Here is a 16,262-nt window from a genome sequence, read left to right as displayed (position 1 = left end):
ATCGTCTTCGATGCCTTCCGCCAGCAAGGCCGCCCGTACCGACGTCAGCACGGCCTCCAGCCCCTTGGGTTTGCCCATGGCACGAAACGCCCAATGAATGCCCCTGGGTCCAGCGCCGGTTCCGTTGATGCGATTGAGCGTCATCAGAAAGGATGGCGCCGACACTCGGGCACCCGCTCGCAACATGGCAGCCCGGACCTTGGGCTTGTCATCCTGACGATCGGAGAAAGACTGATGCCAGTTGCCGGACTCGAACTGCGCTTCACCGAGCCGCTGGTCGAGACCATTGGCGGCAACCGCAGCTTCCATCCGCGTACGAATCGCAGGCTGCGGCTGCGCCATGAAGATCAGTGGATCCAGCCTGGCCACTACGAAGCCTCAGGCCGCTTTCGTCGACGCCAGGAAATCCATCGCAAACCGCTGCAGCACGCCGCCCGCTTCGTAGACCAGCACTTCCTCGTCCGAATCCAGACGGCAGGTCATCGGCACTTCGAGCTTCTCGCCGTTCTTGCGGGTGACGACCAGAGTCAGCGTCGTGCGCGGTGCGAGCTTGCCGCTGACGTCGAAGGTTTCGGTGCCGTCGATGCCCAGCGTCAAGCGCGTAGTGCCTGGCTTGAACTCCAGCGGCAGCACGCCCATGCCGATCAGATTGGTGCGATGGATGCGCTCGAAGCCTTCGGCAGCGATGACTTCGACACCGGCCAGGCGCACGCCTTTCGCCGCCCAGTCACGCGAGGAGCCCTGACCGTAGTCGGCACCGGCGACGATGATCAGCGGCTGCTTGCGCTCCATGTAGGTTTCGATCGCTTCCCACATGCGCACGACCTTGCCTTCCGGCTCGATGCGCGCGAGTGAACCCTTCTTGACCTTGCCGTCGACCACGGCCATTTCGTTGACCAGCTGCGGGTTGGCGAACGTCGCGCGCTGCGCGGTGAGATGGTCACCGCGATGCGTCGCGTAAGAATTGAAGTCCTCTTCCGGCAGACCCATCTTGTGCAGGTACTCGCCGGCTGCGCTGTCCATCATGATCGCGTTCGACGGCGACAGATGATCCGTCGTGATGTTGTCCGGCAGCACCGCCAGCGCGCGCAGGCCCTTCAAGGTGCGGGCACCGGCCAGCGCCCCTTCCCAGTACGGCGGACGGCGGATGTAGGTGCTCATCTCGCGCCATTCGTACAGCGGGCTGATCTTTTCGTCGCCGAGCACCTTGAAGGTGAACATCGGGTCGTAGACCTTGCGGAACTGCTCCGGCTTCACCGAGCTTGCGACTACCGAATCGATCTCGGCATCGGTCGGCCAGATGTCCTTGAGCGTGACTGCGACGCCATCCTTGTCGATGCCGAGCACGTCCTTTTCGATGTCGAAGCGCACGGTGCCGGCGATCGCGTAAGCGACGACCAGCGGCGGGCTGGCGAGGAAGGCCTGCTTGGCATACGGATGGATGCGGCCGTCGAAATTGCGATTGCCGGACAGCACGGCGGTCGCGTACAGATCGCGGTCGATGACTTCCTTCTGGATCTTCGGATCGAGTGCACCGGACATGCCGTTGCAGGTCGTGCAGGCGAAGGCGACGATGCCGAAACCGAGCTTTTCAAGCTCGCCCAGCAGGTTCGCTTCCTCGAGATAGAGCTGCACGGCTTTCGAGCCAGGCGCCAGCGAGGACTTCACCCAGGGCTTGCGCGTCAGGCCACGGGCATTGGCGTTGCGCGCCAGGAGTGCTGCGGCAATGACGTTGCGTGGGTTCGAGGTGTTGGTGCACGAGGTGATGGCGGCGATGATCACCGCGCCATCCGGCATCTCGCCCGGCACTTCTTCCCACTTCGCGGCAATGCCACGCTCGGCCAGAGCCGAGGTCGGCAGGCGCTTGTGCGGGTTCGACGGGCCGGCCATGTTGCGGACCACGGTGCTGAGATCGAACTTCAGCACGCGCTCGTATTCGGCGGTCTTCAGATCATCGGCCCACAGGCCGGTGTGCTTCGCATACAGCTCGACCAGCTTGACCTGCGCATCTTCGCGGCCGGTGAGCTTGAGGTAGTCGATGGTGTTCTTGTCGATGAAGAACATCGCCGCGGTGGCGCCGTATTCCGGCGCCATGTTGGAGATCGTCGCGCGATCACCAAGCGTCAGGGCCGAGGCGCCTTCGCCGTAGAACTCCAGATAGGCGCCGACGACTTTCTGCTGGCGCAGGAATTCGGTCAGTGCCAGCACCACGTCGGTCGCGGTGATGCCTTCGTGCGGGCGCCCGCTTAGCTCGACACCGGTGATGTCCGGCAGGCGCATCCATGAGGCGCGGCCGAGCATGACGTTCTCGGCTTCCAAACCGCCGACGCCGATGGCGATGACGCCCAGCGCATCGACATGCGGCGTGTGGCTGTCGGTGCCGACGCAGGTGTCCGGGAACGCCAGACCATCCTGCGTGTAGATCACAGGGCTCATTCTTTCCAGATTGATCTGATGCATGATCCCGTTGCCAGGCGGAATCACTTCCATGTTCTTGAACGCCTTCCGAGTCCATTCGATGAAATGGAATCGATCGTCGTTGCGGCGATCCTCGATCGCACGATTCTTCTTGAACGCGTCCTTCTCGAAACCGCCGTGCTCCACGGCCAGCGAGTGGTCGACGATCAGCTGCACCGGCACCACCGGATTGACCTTGGCCGGATCGCCACCCATGTCGGCAATCGCGTCACGCAGGCCGGCGAGATCGACGAGCGCGGTCTGGCCCAGAATGTCGTGGCAGACCACGCGCACCGGGAACCAGGGGAAATCCAGATCCCGCTTGCGCTCGATCAGCTGGCCCAGATAGGCCGTGAGCTTTTCCGGCTCGCCCTTGCGGACCAGGTTCTCGGCATGCACGCGCGCCGTGTACGGCAGCGCCGCGTAAGCGCCGGGCTTGATGGCATCGACGGCCGCGCGGGCATCGAAGTAGTCGAGCGAAGTGCCGGGGAGGTTCTTGCGGTAGGCGGTGTTCATTGGCTTTCTGTCGATGGCTCGTTGCAGGTCTCCTTCCTCCGCTTGCGGGGGAAGGCTGGGATGGAGGCGTTTCGGTCAAGCGCTACGCGCTGGCGTCAGCCGCCCCCACCCTGGCCCTCCCCCGCTCGCGGGGGAGGGAACACTTCAGATTTACTTGCGATCTTTCAGCGGCACGAAAGTCAGATCTTCCGGACCGACGTAGTTCGCGCTCGGACGAATGATCTTGCCGTCGATGCGCTGCTCGATGATGTGCGCGCTCCAGCCGCTGGTGCGGGCAATGACGAACAGCGGCGTGAACATCGCCGTCGGCACGCCCATCATGTTGTAGCTGACGGCGCTGAACCAATCGAGATTCGGGAACATCTTCTTGATGTCCCACATCACCGTTTCCAGACGCTCGGCGATGTCGAACATCTTGGTGCTGCCGGCTTCGATCGACAGCTCCTTGGCAACCTGCTTGATCACCTTGTTGCGCGGATCGCTGACCGTGTAGACCGGGTGGCCGAAGCCGATGACCACTTCCTTCTTCTCGACTCGCGCCTTGATGTCGGCTTCGGCTTCGTCCGGATTGTCGTAGCGCTTCTGGATTTCGAACGCCACTTCATTGGCGCCGCCGTGCTTCGGGCCGCGCAGCGCGCCGATGCCGCCGGCGATGGCCGAGTGCATGTCCGAGCCGGTGCCGGCGATCACGCGAGCGGTGAAGGTCGATGCGTTGAACTCGTGCTCGGCGTACAGCACCAGCGAGGTGTGCATCGCCTTGACCCAGGAATCGCAAGGCTTCTCGCCGTGCAGCAGGTGCAGGAAGTGGCCGCCGATGGAGTCGTCGTCGGTCTCCACGTCGATGATGTTGCCGTTCTGGCTGTAGTGGTACCAGTACAGCAGCATCGAGCCGAGCGAGGCCATCAGCTTGTCGGCGATGTCACGGGCGCCCGGATGATTGTGGTCGTCCTTCTCCGGCAGCACGCAGCCGAGCACTGACACGCCGGTGCGCATCACGTCCATCGGATGGCTGGCGGCGGGCAACGCTTCGAGCGCCGCCTTGACCGCGGCCGGCAGGCCACGCAGCGCCTTCAGCTTGGTCTTGTAGGCCTTCAGTTCGGATGCCGTCGGCAGCTTGCCGTGCACCAGCAGGTGGGCGATTTCCTCGAACTCGCAGGCGTTGGCGACATCGAGGATGTCGTAGCCGCGGTAGTGCAGGTCATTGCCGGTACGGCCGACGGTGCACAGCGCCGTGTTGCCGGCGGTGGTGCCACTGAGGGCAACGGACTTCTTCGGCTTGAAGCCGCTCGCGGGGGCAGCGGTTGTTTCGCTCATGAGGTCTCCTGAGACTGTTCGGGTGTTGTTATTCGAGGTCGCTTTCGGGGCGGGGTAGCACGCGTCAGTGCTTACTTCTTCTTCGCTGCGAACAGAGCGTCGAGCCGGTTCTCAAACGAGTGGTAGCCGATACGGTCGTACAGCTCGGCACGCGTCTGCATCAGCTCGATGACGTCCTTCTGGTGCCCATCGCGGCGGACCGCAGTGTAAACGGCCTCCGCCGCCTTGTTCGCCGCACGGAATGCCGACAGCGGATAGAGCTGGATGGCGACACCGACCGAGGCCAGCTCGTCACGCGTGAACAGCGGCGTGGCGCCGAACTCGGTGATGTTGGCCAGCACCGGCACCTTCACGGCATCGACGAAGCGCTTGTAGGTGGCGAGGTCGTAGGCGGCTTCAGCAAAGATGCCGTCGGCACCGGCTTCGACGCAGGCGATCGAACGCTCGATCGCGGCATCGACGCCTTCGGCCTGGATCGCGTCGGTGCGGGCGATGATGAAGAAGTTCGAATCGGTCTTGGCATCGGCAGCGGCCTTGACGCGATCCGCCATCTCTTCCTTCGAGACGATTTCCTTGCCCGGACGATGACCGCAGCGCTTGGCGCCCACCTGGTCTTCGATGTGGCAGGCTGCGGCGCCGGCCTTGATCAGCGCCTTCACCGTGCGCTCGATGTTGAAGGCGCTGGCGCCGAAGCCGGTATCGATGTCGACCAGCAGCGGCAGATCGCAGACATCGGTGATCCGACGGGTGTCGATCAGCACGTCGTCCATCGTGTTGATGCCGAGATCGGGCATGCCCAGCGAACCGGCGGCGACGCCGCCACCCGACAGGTAGATCGCCTTGAAGCCGGCGCGCTTGGCCAGCAGCGCGTGGTTGGCGTTGATCGCGCCGATGACCTGCAGCGGCTTTTCGGCAGCAAGGGCGGCGCGGAATGCGGCTCCGGCGGAATGGGTCATGGGCAGCTCCTCAGATGGCGGACGGGCGACGGGTGCGGCCTGAGCCGGACTTCGCGACCCGCCGATGGTGACGGGTGGCCCTGTTACTCAAGAGCCGTGCCATCGCCGAAGATGCCCGTCGAGCAACTTTTTATCCTTCGCAACACCATGAATTAGTTATCTATTACCGATATTCATCAACATCGACAGCGACTGCACGCCCTGTCTCGATCGAGCGACACGGCGTCTCATGAAACATTTGAAACATCGAATGGAACATAATTCGCGACATGCAGAACAACGAATCCTTCCTGCCGGCGATCTGGACGGTCAGCGTCACCCGGCTGTCGCGGCTGATGCGCGAAGTCACCACCGAATTCGACGGCCGTGCCCAGATCGACACCATCGATCTCGGCTTCGAGGAGGCGGTCACCCATATCCGCGAACGGCTGCGCGACGAGGACTGCGATGTCGTGCTGTCGGCCGGCTCCAACGGCGAGTACCTGCGCAATCGCATCGACAAGCCGATCGTCCTGGTGCGGCCGGATGGCTTTGATCTGATGCAGGCGCTGACCCGCGCGAGACGCCATTCGAGCAAGGTCGGGATCATCAGCTACGGCGATGCCCTGCCCGCGTTCAGCGCCTTCAAGCAGGAGTTCGGCCTGCAGATCGAGCAGCGCTCGTACACCAATACCGAGGAAGTACGCGACCTGGTTGCCGAGCTGGTTTCACTCGGCTGCGGCGTGATCGTCGGCACCGGCTACGTCTCCGAACTCGCCGACCGCGCCGGCGTGATCGGCATCCTGATGTACTCGCCGGATTCGATCCGCCGCGCCTTCGAGCAGGCCATCGACCTCGCCCGCATGTTGTCGGCGGCACGCAGTGGCGTCCGCCGCGCAGCGACCACGCCGGACTCGCGCTACAGCCTGCGGCGCCTGATCGGCAACAGCGACAAGATGGTCGCGCTGCGCGATCAGGTGCGCCTCTACGGCGCCAGCGACCGCACCGTGCTGATCACCGGCGAAACCGGCACCGGCAAGGAACTGGTGGCGCAAGCGCTGCACGGCGCCAGCCCACGACGCAGCGCGCCGTTCATTGCGGTGAACTGCGGCGCGATCGCCGAATCGCTGCTCGAATCGGAACTGTTCGGCTACGCCGATGGCGCCTTCACCGGCTCGCGCCGCGGCGGCCGGGTCGGCCTGATCGAAGCGGCGAATGGCGGCACGCTGTTTCTCGACGAGATCGGCGAGATGCCGCTGGCGCTGCAGACCCGGCTGCTGCGCGTGCTCGAAGAGCGCGAAGTGCTGAGAGTCGGCAGCGTGCGGCCGACGCCGGTGGACGTGCGGGTGATCGCCGCCACGCTCTGGGAGCTGGAGGCGCTGGTCGCCGAGAACCGCTTCCGCCGCGATCTCTACTACCGGCTCAATGTGTTGCGCCTGGCGCTGGCGCCGCTGCGCGAACACGCCGACGACATCCCGCTGCTGCTGATGAGCTGCCTGCGCGCGGTGGGTGTCGGCGCGATGGTCATCGATGGCCCGGCGCAGGCCGCGCTGCAGCAGCACGCCTGGCCCGGCAATGTCCGCGAGCTGCGCAATCTCGCCGAGCGCATTGCGGTGCTCGGGCTGGCCGAATCGCCGCTGTCGGCACTGACTCGTCCGCTGTTGCTGCGCTGCGCGCCGGAGTTGTTTGCCAAGGCGGCGCTGCCTAATCCTGCAGCCGCGATCGATGGCGATACTGCCGATGATCGGGAAGCGATCAGCCTTTCACGCAAGCGCCCGGAAGCCGCGGCCTTGCGCGCCTTGCTGCAGCGTCATCGTGATCAGCGTGGTGCAGCGGCCAAGGCGCTCGGTGTTTCGCGCAGCACCTTGTGGCGCTGGTTGCAGGAAGACAGCTCCGGCTGAAGGAAGCGCCTCAGGCGCCGTGGGCGTCCATCAACACGCGCGCGGCATGCAGCGCGCTGGACACCGGCCCGCCCTTCGGAAAAGTCAGCCGCGCCAGATAGCCGCCTTCCATCAGCAGCATCAGCGCATCGCCGAGCTGTTCCGGCTCGCGGGCCTGCATCGCTTTCGCCAGCGCCCGGAAGCGGCGGCGGATTTCGCTCTTGTGGGCGATGACCACCGCCCGGCCCGGATGCTCGTCCTCGACGATCTCGACCGCGGCATTGGCCAACCCGCAGCCGCGTGATTCCTTCGAGCAGGTCTTGTTGACGTGCGCCTCGAACAGCGCTTCGGCCTGGGCGCGCGGCTGGCCCTGATGCGGCGCCACGATGCCATCCCACCAGATCCAGAAGTTGCGATCCTTGAAGCGCAGATACTCGGCGACCAGCTCGTCCTTGCTTGCGAAGCTGCGGTAGAAACTCATCTTGTTGGTGCCGGCTTCGCAGGCGATGGCATCGACGCCGACCGCGCGAATGCCGTGCCGGTAGAACAGCTCGCAGGCCGTCTCGAAGATGCGATCACGAACGCGCGGCCGGCCGGCCTGCTCGGCAACGGTCGGGTCTTCGGACTTCACGGTGTTCATCATCGCATCCACTCCAGCAGCAACATGACGGCATTTTCGCACGTGACGGCGCCCATCATGGACAACGGTATGGGGTGAGCCCCTGGCCGGCTTGACAGCCTTGTTACCGATCAGTAACGTACCGCCACTGTTACCGATCGGTAACAACCTCAGGTTCGCGGTGTTGCCGCTTGATGTCAAGCCGCTGCACCCGCAGAACAGCCGTAACGGAGAGACAGATGAGCAAGATTGCCTTGATCACCGGTGCCAGCAAGGGCATCGGATACGAAACCGCCAAACAGCTAACCCAGGCCGGCGTGCATGTGCTGGTGGCCGCCCGCTCGCAGGACAAGGCGGACGCCGCCGTCGCCAAGCTGGCCGCCGAAGGCTTCAAGACCGAAGCGCTGAGGCTCGATGTCACCGACGCCGCCAGCATCGCCAGCGCCGTCGCCACCGTGCAGAAGAAGCATGGCCACCTCGACATCCTGATCAACAACGCCGGCGTGCTGCTGGACGACGGCGCGAAGAAGGTCAGCGAGCAGAGCCTGGACGTCTGGCGCAGCACCTTCGATACCAATGTCTTCGGCGTGATCGCCGTCACCCAGGCGTTCCTGCCGCTGCTGCACAAGTCCGCGGCCGGCCGCATCGTCAACCTGTCGAGCATCCTGGCCTCGAACAGCTTGCACAGCGATCCCGCGTCGCCGATCTACAACTTCAAGGTGCCGGCCTACAACGTTTCGAAGACCGCGCTGAACGGCTGGACCGTGCAGCTTGCGTACGAGCTGCGCGACAGCAACATCAAGGTCAACTCGGCCCACCCCGGCCACGTGCAGACCGACATGGGCGGCCCCGAAGCACCGATGGCGATTCCCGATGGCGCGAAAACCAGCGTCGAGCTGGCCCTGCTGCCGGCCGATGGCCCGAACGGTGGCTACTTCCACATGGGCCAGGCGCTGCCCTGGTAAACCCGCTGCAAATCCCGCGAACAAGCCTTCAACACATTCAGGACTTCACTCATGACCCAGCAATTGCTCACGCCGATCAAGGTCGGCCACCTCACCCTTCCGAACCGTCTGGTGATGGCGCCGCTGACCCGCGCCCGCGCCGGCCTCAGCCATGTGCCGCATGCGCTGATGGCCGAGTACTACTCGCAGCGCGCCAGCGCCGGTCTGATCATGACCGAGTGCACGATGGTCGCCGATGATGCCAGCGCCTTCATCGCCGAAGGCGGCATCTTCAGCGATGAAACCGTGGCCGGCTGGAAGCTGGTCACCGATGCGGTTCACGCCAAGGGCGGCCGGATCATCATGCAGATCTGGCATCCGGGCCGCGCAGCGCATTCGGGCATCAACAACGTGCTACCGATCTCGTCCAGCGCCAAGGCGATCAACGACAGCACCCACACGCTGAAGGGCAAGCTGCCCTACGAAGTGCCGCGCGCGCTCGCCGAGTCCGAGATGCCCGGCATCGTCGAACTGTTCCGCAAGGCCGCCGAGCGTGCCAAGGCTGCCGGTTTCGATGGTGTGCAGATTCACGGCGCCCACGGCTATCTGGTCGACCAGTTCCTGCGTGACAGCCAGAACGATCGCAGCGATGGCTACGGCGGCACGCTGGAAAAGCGCGCCCGCCTTCTGCTCGAAGTGACCGATGCGGCGATCTCGGTGTTCGGTGCCGGCGGCGTCAGCATCCGTATCTCGCCGCTGGTGGCCTACAACGACATGAGCGATTCCGATCCGAAGGCACTGGTGAAGTACGTCGCCCAGCAGATGTCGGCACGCAAGATCGCGTTCTTCGAGCTGCGCCATGACCAGCATGATCGTCCCGCGGAAATCGAACTCGCCAACATCGCCCGCACCAACTTCGATGGCGTGCTGATGCTCAATGGCGGCTTCGATCAGGCGTCCGGCGAAGCAGCCGTCGCCAGCGGCCTGGCCGATGCGATCGTCTACGGCAAGCTGTTCATCGCCAACCCGGATCTGGTCGAGCGCTTCAAGCAGCACGCCGAGCTGAATCCGCTGGACATGGCCACGTTGTATGGCGGCACCGAAAAGGGCTACACCGATTACCCGGCGCTGGAAACAGCGGCAGCGTAGAGGCGAACTCGCGCAAGGACGCAGAAGGCGCTGAACGGAAAAGCTTTCCCCCCGGAGCTTTCACCGCGCCCTTCCGTCCTTGCGTGAGGCAAGCTTGCGCGACACCGCACAGGCCAGCCTGATGACCTCCACCGAACAACACGACCCTGCCCTGCCACCGCATCGCGATGCGCAGGGCAATTTTCATAATCCGCCGGGCGCGCCCCGCGTTCGCGGCACGACTGCGGACTGGCTGCGCTTCTTCCGCGACATCAGCTTTGGCGCCAGGAGCCTGCGCCAGCCGGCGATCCCGGCCGGCCATGTGCTCGATGAGAAAACCGCGCTCGCGCAGCTCGCGTCCTTCGGCGATCAAGACACGCTGACCTGGCTCGGCCACGCCTGCTTTCTGATCCGACTCGATGGCAAGACGATCCTCACCGATCCCTATCTCAGCGCTCACGCATCACCGGTACAGGGCTTCGGCCCCAAGCGCTTTGCCGGCACCGGCATCGCGATCGAACATCTGCCGAAGCTCGATGCGATCCTGCTGTCGCACAATCATTACGACCATCTCGATGCCGTGGCGCTGCGCAAGCTCGCCCGGAACAGCAGCCAGGCTTGCTTCGTCATCCCGCTGGGTCTGAAACCGCTGATCGAAAGCCTGGGCTACACCAACGTCCACGAACTGGACTGGGGCGCTCAGCACGTCGAGAACGGCCTGACCGTCACCGCGGTCCCGGCCGTGCATTTCTCGTCACGCACGCCGTTCGATCGCAATCGCACCCTGTGGTGCGGCTTCGCGCTGGCATCACAGAAGCACCGCGTCTACTTCGCTGGCGATACCGGTTGGGGCGAGGTGTTCGAGCACGCAGGACGGCGCTTCGGCCCCTTCGATACCGCGCTGCTGCCGATCGGCGCCTACGAACCACGGCCGCTGATGCAGGCCGTGCACGCCAATCCCGAAGAAGCGGTGCGCATCGGCAAGGCCATGCAGGCGCAGCGCCTGGTGGCGATGCACTGGGGCACGGTCGCGCTGACCACCGAGCCGGCCTTCGACCCACCACCGCGTTTCCTGGCAGCGGCCAGCCAGTCCGGCTATGCACCGGAGCAAGCTTGGGTCATGAAGATTGGTGAGACTCGGGTGCTGACTGGCAATGGCTGAAGGAATTGAGAGAGGGGAAGCAATCGCCGTAAGGCTCTGAGCAATGAGCCGATTCACACCCGGATAAAGAAAATGACGGACATCAGGCCCCAAGCCCAAGTGTATCGGACCACATTTGAATGAGCGATTCACGAGACATCCACAAGCCAAGGCGAGCTGAATTTTTGAACTGTTCAACCCGGCCCGTTTATCCTTTGATATGGGAATTAGGAAATGACGACAGTGGATTCCACCCTTGATTTTTCCGTGTTACTTGTGCGAGTTCTCGGCTATTGGCCAGAATTCGTTGATGTGGCGCAGTTACGTTTAGATGAAGGCCGCCCTGATTTTTATGTGGTGATTGGCTTAGGCGATCTTGGAGATTCGATAGCCGAAGAACTTGACGGCGAGATTGATGCCGTACTTGTAACTGCTCTCTGTGATGCTCTTGTATCAACTATTCATTCGGCGGCGCTATTCTGTACGAAAATTAATCCCGCCTTGTTACGACCGAGCATGGTGCGCGACAACTTTGAAAAGCGACTGCGTCGAGCCGAAAATAATCCCGATCTCGGATGGAGTGAGGACGATATTTTGCTAATAAAGCGATATTTTTCGGTGAACCCATAGCAATAGAGTTGGCCGCTCGAGTAGGGCGGAAAAGCCGCAGGCGCATCCCGCCTTCGATGCTTGAAATTCAGAACAGCAAGAACCGCGTCAAGGTGAGGCATCGCCCATGAAGTTCATTCCGATTTTCCCCGAGCTTCTACGCAAGGGAGGCTGGGAATTTGACCAGTTGACCGATCGGGCTGGAACGTTGGTTCTGATGCTTGTGGATGCTGGCAATCGCCGAGCAAGGCTATCGTTCGATTCGTACTTTGCTTATCGAAAATTGGACGAAGGTGACGCCCTTCTTACTTTGGTCGAGATTGGAAAGACTGGTGGTACAGGAAGGTATTTCTATCGCGTAGAGGATTCAACGTTTCTCGCATGGTTCAATCAAGAACGCTGCGCTGTCAGCTCAAGTACGCCCTTAATTCACTACGCAATCGCCGCTTCGAACGACATCATCGACGTTCTTGCGATGGACGCCCCCCGCGTAGATGTCGAGTAACTCAAGCCCGTGTAGGGCGGGAAAGCCGCAAGCGCATCCCGCCTTCCGTGGTGATCGGGCGCGGCAGACGGCGGGATGCCGGCCCCAACCGCGGGCCACTTTCCCGCCCTACTCCGGCTTGGCAGGCACATACTGAATCTGAAGCAGGGCCGGCGGCTCAACTCAAGGCGTTTTACCAAGTATCACAAGAACAGTCCCTTCTGCAGGGCTCAGTCGCCATCTTCATTCTCCTGCGCAAGCTGCGACTTGAGATGGTAGGCATCGATGTCAAAGTCGGTGCTGTCCGAGGCCGCGGTCAATACCAAGGGCAGCACGCGCGCGCGCTCCTCCTCGGTCTCGAAGCTTGTGAAGCCGGCCTCAGCCGCCTCGGCGAACAGTTTCTCCGACAGCCGTTTTGCCTTGGCTTCGTAGCTCTCCAGGTCGGGATTGGCACCGGGAGGGATGTTGTCCTCGATCCATGTGTGGACCCACCTCAGGAAGCGATTGCTCATGAAGCCCATCTCCTGCGTCGAGTTCGGCGCCGGTTTCCCGGCCCACGGTGACTGGCCCGATGCTTGGGGTCCGCGTCAGTAAAAGCTTAGCCCTTCTTCTCCGCCAGCCACTTCGTCACCACCGCATCGAGCACCGGCAACGGCAGGGAGCCACTGCCGAGCACCACCTTGTGGAATTCCTTGAGATCGAACTTGTCGCCGAGTTGGGTTTTCGCGCGCTCGCGCAGTTCGAGGATCTTCAGCATGCCGAGCTTGTAGCCGAGCGCCTGGCCGGGCCAGACCAGGTAGCGCTCGATCTCGGCGGTGGCTTCGGCGTCGCCCATGCCGGTCTTGTCGATCAGGTAGGCCAGCGCCTGTTCGCGGCTCCAGCGCTTGGCGTGCATGCCGGTGTCGACCACCAGGCGCACGGCGCGGAATAGCTCGGCCTGCAGGCGGCCGAGGTTGTCGAACGGGTCTTTCTCGTAGCCCAGTTCCCAGGCCAGGCGTTCGCTGTACAGCGCCCAGCCTTCGGCATAGGCATTGAACGGCAGCACGTTGCGGAAGATCGGCACGTCCTTCAGTTCCTGAGCGAGCGCGATCTGGAAGTGATGGCCGGGAATCGCTTCGTGATAGGCGAGCGTGCGCATGCCGGGCTTGTCGATCTCCGACAGCTTGCGCAGGTTGACGAAGAACACGCCGGGCCGCGAGCCATCGAGCGCGCCGGGTTCGTAATAGCCGCCGGGCGCATTGGCTTCCTTGAACGCCGGCACCGCTTTCACTTCGACGCCGAGCTTGGGCCTCGCCTCGAAGTAGGGGCCCAGGCCGGTGTCGATCTCGTTGATGATCTTCTGGAAATCATCGAGGCATTGCTGACGCCCTTCCGGGGTGTCCGGATACAGGAAGCGCGGCTCCTTGCTCAGCGCGACCATGCGCGCGCCGATGCTGCCTTCGGCATAGCCCTCGGCGACCAGCAGCGCGTTCATCTCGGCTTCGATCCGCGTCACTTCGGCGAGGCCGATATCGTGGATCTCGTCCGGCTTCAGATTCGAGGTGGTCTGATCCTTCACCGCCCAGGCGTAGAACTCGTCACCGGCCGGCAGCGCCCAGACGCCGTTGTTCTCGGTGACCGTCGTCGCCAGTGCTTCGAAGTTCTCGATCAAGCGGCCATAGGCCGGATAGACCACGCCCTGGATGATGGTCGCGACCTTGATCAGCGCGTCCTTCTGTTCGGCCTCGCTCATGTCCTTGAGCTTCTTGATCTTCTCCGCCAGGCCGACGTACAGCACGTTCTCCTCAGGGCGCTTGGCGATGAACTCGCGCATCTGGATCAGCGTCTTGTCGACGACGAACTTGGGCGGCTTGATGCCTTTCTCCTGACGAAGCTTCAGGCCTTCGAGCACCTGATCGTAGTAGCGGCCGAACAGATTCAGGCGCGCCATGTAGCTGTCGACATCGGCCTTCGAGTCGATCGGATGCTGGCCGGCCAGGAAGCTCGGCAGCTCGCTCTGCAGACCAGCCGTGGGGTTCAGCGGATAGTTGTAGAGCTGCCAGCGCTCGCCTTCCACCGAGGTGGCGAGGAAGTAGTCGAGGATGTCGAACGACAGCTGCCGGCCGGGATTCAACGCGGCGCGATCATAGGAACGCAAGGTCTGCAGTTCGCTCCTGACGAACGCCGCCTGCTCGGCCTGCGTGGCCGGCGAGACATCGCCGAGACGGCGATCGAAATAGCGGATGCCGAGCGGATGCGGCACCAGGCTGGTGACCAGTTCCGGGTTCTGCAGCGCGAAGCGCACGAACACCCGGTTGTAGAACAGATCGATCGAATAAGGCTTGTACCAGCCGACATTGACGATCCAGACGCCAGCGCCGATCACCAGGATCAGCAGCAGTCCACCGACGATCTTGAAGAACTTCTTCATGGTCCATCGCTCCTTGATTTCACCCACAGCCTTGCGCGGGTTGCCGCGCCGATTTGCACCCGAGTCTCGCAGCAATCGAGCCTTTTGTGGCTTTCTTGGCACGAATCTCGGTTGCCATCTATTCGGTCAGACCCCGTTGGGTCTCAATCGATGGAATACAGGGTTTGGGGGGAAGCACATGAAAGCAGTCATCACAAAAAAGGGACGACGGATCGGTTTTGCATCACTGGCATCGGCACTGATCGGCAGCGTAATCCTGCTCGCTGGCGGTGCAGCGCAGGCGGCAGACGGGCCGGCACAGCGCTTGATCGTCAAGTTCAAGGACTCCGGAAAACTATCCGCCACGCACCAGACGCAGGCCACTGCAGTGGCCAGCCGCATCGGCGCCCGTCGTGGCGTCGCGCTGCAATGGTTGCGGACCACCGGCACCAGCGCCGATGTGCTGCGCATCGGCCGCGCGATCGATGCCAGCGAACTGGCTGCGCTGATCGCCGAGTTCACGGGCGATGCTGCCGTCGAATACGTCGAAGAAGATCGCCTGCTGCAGCCCGCGCTGACGCCGAACGATCCGCGCTACAGCGAGCAATGGGGCTATTACGAGGCGATCGGCGGCATCCGGGCGCCGGCTGCCTGGGACGTGACCACCGGCACCGGCGTGATCGTCGCGGTGATCGATACCGGCTACCGGCCGCATGCCGATCTGGCCGCCAACATCATCGGCGGCTACGACATGATCAGCGACCGCGCGATCGCCAACGACGGCAACCTCAGGGACGCCGACGCCCGTGACCCCGGCGACTGGGTCGGCAACTTCGAATGCGGACTCAATCTCGCCACGCCCAGTTCCTGGCACGGCACCCACGTCTCCGGCACCATCGCGGCGCTGACCAACAACGCGCTCGGTGTCTCCGGCGTCGCCTACGGCGCGAAAGTGCTGCCGGTACGCGGGCTCGGCAAGTGCGGCGGCTACACCTCGGACATCGCCGACGGCATCATCTGGGCCTCCGGCGGCACGGTGCCGGGCGTGCCGGCCAACCCGAACAAGGCCCAGGTCATCAACATGAGCCTGGGCGGCACTGGCGCCTGCGACACCACCACGAAACTCGCGATCGAAGGTGCCAACGCCCGCGGCACCACGGTCGTCGTCGCCGCCGGCAACAGCAATGCCGATGCCAGCAAGTACAGCCCGGCCAGTTGTCCGGGAGCGATTGCCGTCGCCGCGGTCGGCCGCAATGGTGGACGCGCCAGCTATTCCAACTTCGGCAGCGTGGTGGCGATCGCCGCGCCGGGCGGCGACAGCAAGGCCGCCGGCAACGGCGTGCTGTCGACCCTGAACGCCGGCAGCAAAGGGCCGGGCGCGGACGCCTACGCGCTCTATCAGGGCACCAGCATGGCGACGCCGCATGTCGCCGGCGTGGTCGCGCTGCTGTACAGCATCAAGCCGACGATCACGCCCGCCGAAGTGAAGACCGCGCTGACCTCCACCGCGCGCGCGTTCCCGGCCACCTGCTCGGGCTGCGGCGCCGGCATCGTCGATGCAGCCGCGGCGGTCGCCTACGTCCAGGGCGGCATCATCATCGAACCACCGCCGCCACCGCCGCTGTGCCCGACCGGCTTCACGGCCTATCCGGGTGAACTGACGGCGAAGGGCGCGCTCGCCGCGCATCCCGGCGACGCCGGCTTCACGCTGACGGCGGCGACCTTGCTCGATGGCACCCTCGCCGGTCCTGCCGCCAGCAACTTCGATCTCTATCTGCAGCGCAAGAACGGCAGCGCCTGGGTGATCGTCGCGCAGTCGGCCACGGCGGGCACCTCGGCCGAGAGC

13 protein-coding genes and 1 pseudogene are annotated in these 16,262 nt (G+C 63.7%); 7 read left to right on the top strand and 7 right to left on the bottom strand.

Features of this window, described 5'->3' with window-relative positions:
- The 4 genes and pseudogenes from Q0D45_RS15845 to prpB form a co-directional block, all read right to left on the bottom strand.
- Positions 1 to 342: pseudogene (locus tag Q0D45_RS15845) on the bottom strand (hypothetical protein); the annotation flags it as partial.
- 36 nt (positions 343 to 378) lie between these two features.
- A complete protein-coding gene (gene acnD, locus Q0D45_RS15840) occupies positions 379 to 2,973 on the bottom strand; it encodes a Fe/S-dependent 2-methylisocitrate dehydratase AcnD (protein WP_293394831.1) in 2,595 nt (864 codons plus the stop codon).
- Positions 2,974 to 3,123: 150 nt separating this feature from the next.
- Positions 3,124 to 4,287, bottom strand: a complete 1,164-nt coding sequence (gene prpC, locus Q0D45_RS15835; RefSeq protein WP_293394828.1) for a 2-methylcitrate synthase — start codon at positions 4,285 to 4,287, stop codon at positions 3,124 to 3,126.
- Positions 4,288 to 4,358: 71 nt separating this feature from the next.
- Positions 4,359 to 5,243, bottom strand: a complete 885-nt coding sequence (gene prpB, locus Q0D45_RS15830; RefSeq protein ID WP_293394826.1) for a methylisocitrate lyase — start codon at positions 5,241 to 5,243, stop codon at positions 4,359 to 4,361.
- Positions 5,244 to 5,512: 269 nt separating this feature from the next.
- On the opposite strand from prpB, the gene prpR reads away from it, so the two are divergent.
- Positions 5,513 to 7,123, top strand: a complete 1,611-nt coding sequence (gene prpR, locus Q0D45_RS15825) for a propionate catabolism operon regulatory protein PrpR (protein WP_293394823.1) — start codon at positions 5,513 to 5,515, stop codon at positions 7,121 to 7,123.
- 10 nt (positions 7,124 to 7,133) lie between these two features.
- Here the strand turns inward: prpR and Q0D45_RS15820 are convergent, their stop codons facing one another.
- Positions 7,134 to 7,745, bottom strand: coding sequence for a TetR/AcrR family transcriptional regulator (locus tag Q0D45_RS15820; protein WP_293394820.1), 612 nt, complete (start codon positions 7,743 to 7,745; stop codon positions 7,134 to 7,136).
- A gap of 215 nt (positions 7,746 to 7,960) precedes the next feature.
- On the opposite strand from Q0D45_RS15820, the gene Q0D45_RS15815 reads away from it, so the two are divergent.
- From Q0D45_RS15815 to Q0D45_RS15795, 5 genes are all read left to right on the top strand, one after another.
- Positions 7,961 to 8,686, top strand: a complete 726-nt coding sequence (locus Q0D45_RS15815; protein ID WP_293394817.1) for an SDR family oxidoreductase — start codon at positions 7,961 to 7,963, stop codon at positions 8,684 to 8,686.
- Positions 8,687 to 8,737: 51 nt separating this feature from the next.
- On the top strand, positions 8,738 to 9,814 hold the full coding sequence (locus tag Q0D45_RS15810) for an alkene reductase (protein WP_293394814.1): 1,077 nt from the start codon (positions 8,738 to 8,740) through the stop codon (positions 9,812 to 9,814).
- Between the two features lie 94 nt (positions 9,815 to 9,908).
- Complete coding sequence (locus tag Q0D45_RS15805; protein WP_293394811.1) at positions 9,909 to 10,955, top strand: MBL fold metallo-hydrolase; 1,047 nt, start codon at positions 9,909 to 9,911, stop codon at positions 10,953 to 10,955.
- A gap of 222 nt (positions 10,956 to 11,177) precedes the next feature.
- Positions 11,178 to 11,564 (top strand): hypothetical protein, encoded by a 387-nt coding sequence (locus tag Q0D45_RS15800; protein ID WP_293394808.1) that lies wholly within the window; start codon positions 11,178 to 11,180, stop codon positions 11,562 to 11,564.
- 106 nt (positions 11,565 to 11,670) lie between these two features.
- Positions 11,671 to 12,048 carry a hypothetical protein gene (locus Q0D45_RS15795; protein WP_293394805.1) on the top strand — a complete coding sequence of 126 codons (378 nt, stop codon included), beginning with the start codon at positions 11,671 to 11,673 and terminating at the stop codon, positions 12,046 to 12,048.
- 209 nt (positions 12,049 to 12,257) lie between these two features.
- Here Q0D45_RS15795 and Q0D45_RS15790 read toward each other — a convergent pair whose 3' ends face one another.
- Together Q0D45_RS15790 and Q0D45_RS15785 are read right to left on the bottom strand one after the other, a co-directional pair.
- On the bottom strand, positions 12,258 to 12,539 hold the full coding sequence (locus Q0D45_RS15790) for a DUF768 domain-containing protein (protein ID WP_293394801.1): 282 nt from the start codon (positions 12,537 to 12,539) through the stop codon (positions 12,258 to 12,260).
- Between the two features lie 86 nt (positions 12,540 to 12,625).
- Positions 12,626 to 14,437: a DUF885 family protein gene (locus tag Q0D45_RS15785; RefSeq protein ID WP_293394798.1), complete on the bottom strand. Its 1,812-nt coding sequence runs from the start codon at positions 14,435 to 14,437 to the stop codon at positions 12,626 to 12,628.
- A 178-nt stretch (positions 14,438 to 14,615) separates the two neighbouring features.
- On the opposite strand from Q0D45_RS15785, the gene Q0D45_RS15780 reads away from it, so the two are divergent.
- On the top strand, positions 14,616 to 16,262 hold a 1,647-nt coding region (locus Q0D45_RS15780), incomplete at its 3' end, for a S8 family peptidase (RefSeq protein ID WP_293394795.1).

This window comes from Nevskia sp., assembly GCF_023266035.1.
Taxonomy (GTDB): Bacteria; Pseudomonadota; Gammaproteobacteria; order Nevskiales; family Nevskiaceae; genus Nevskia.
Note: the sequence above shows the minus strand (reverse complement) of the source record. Positions and strands in the feature narration are given on the sequence as shown.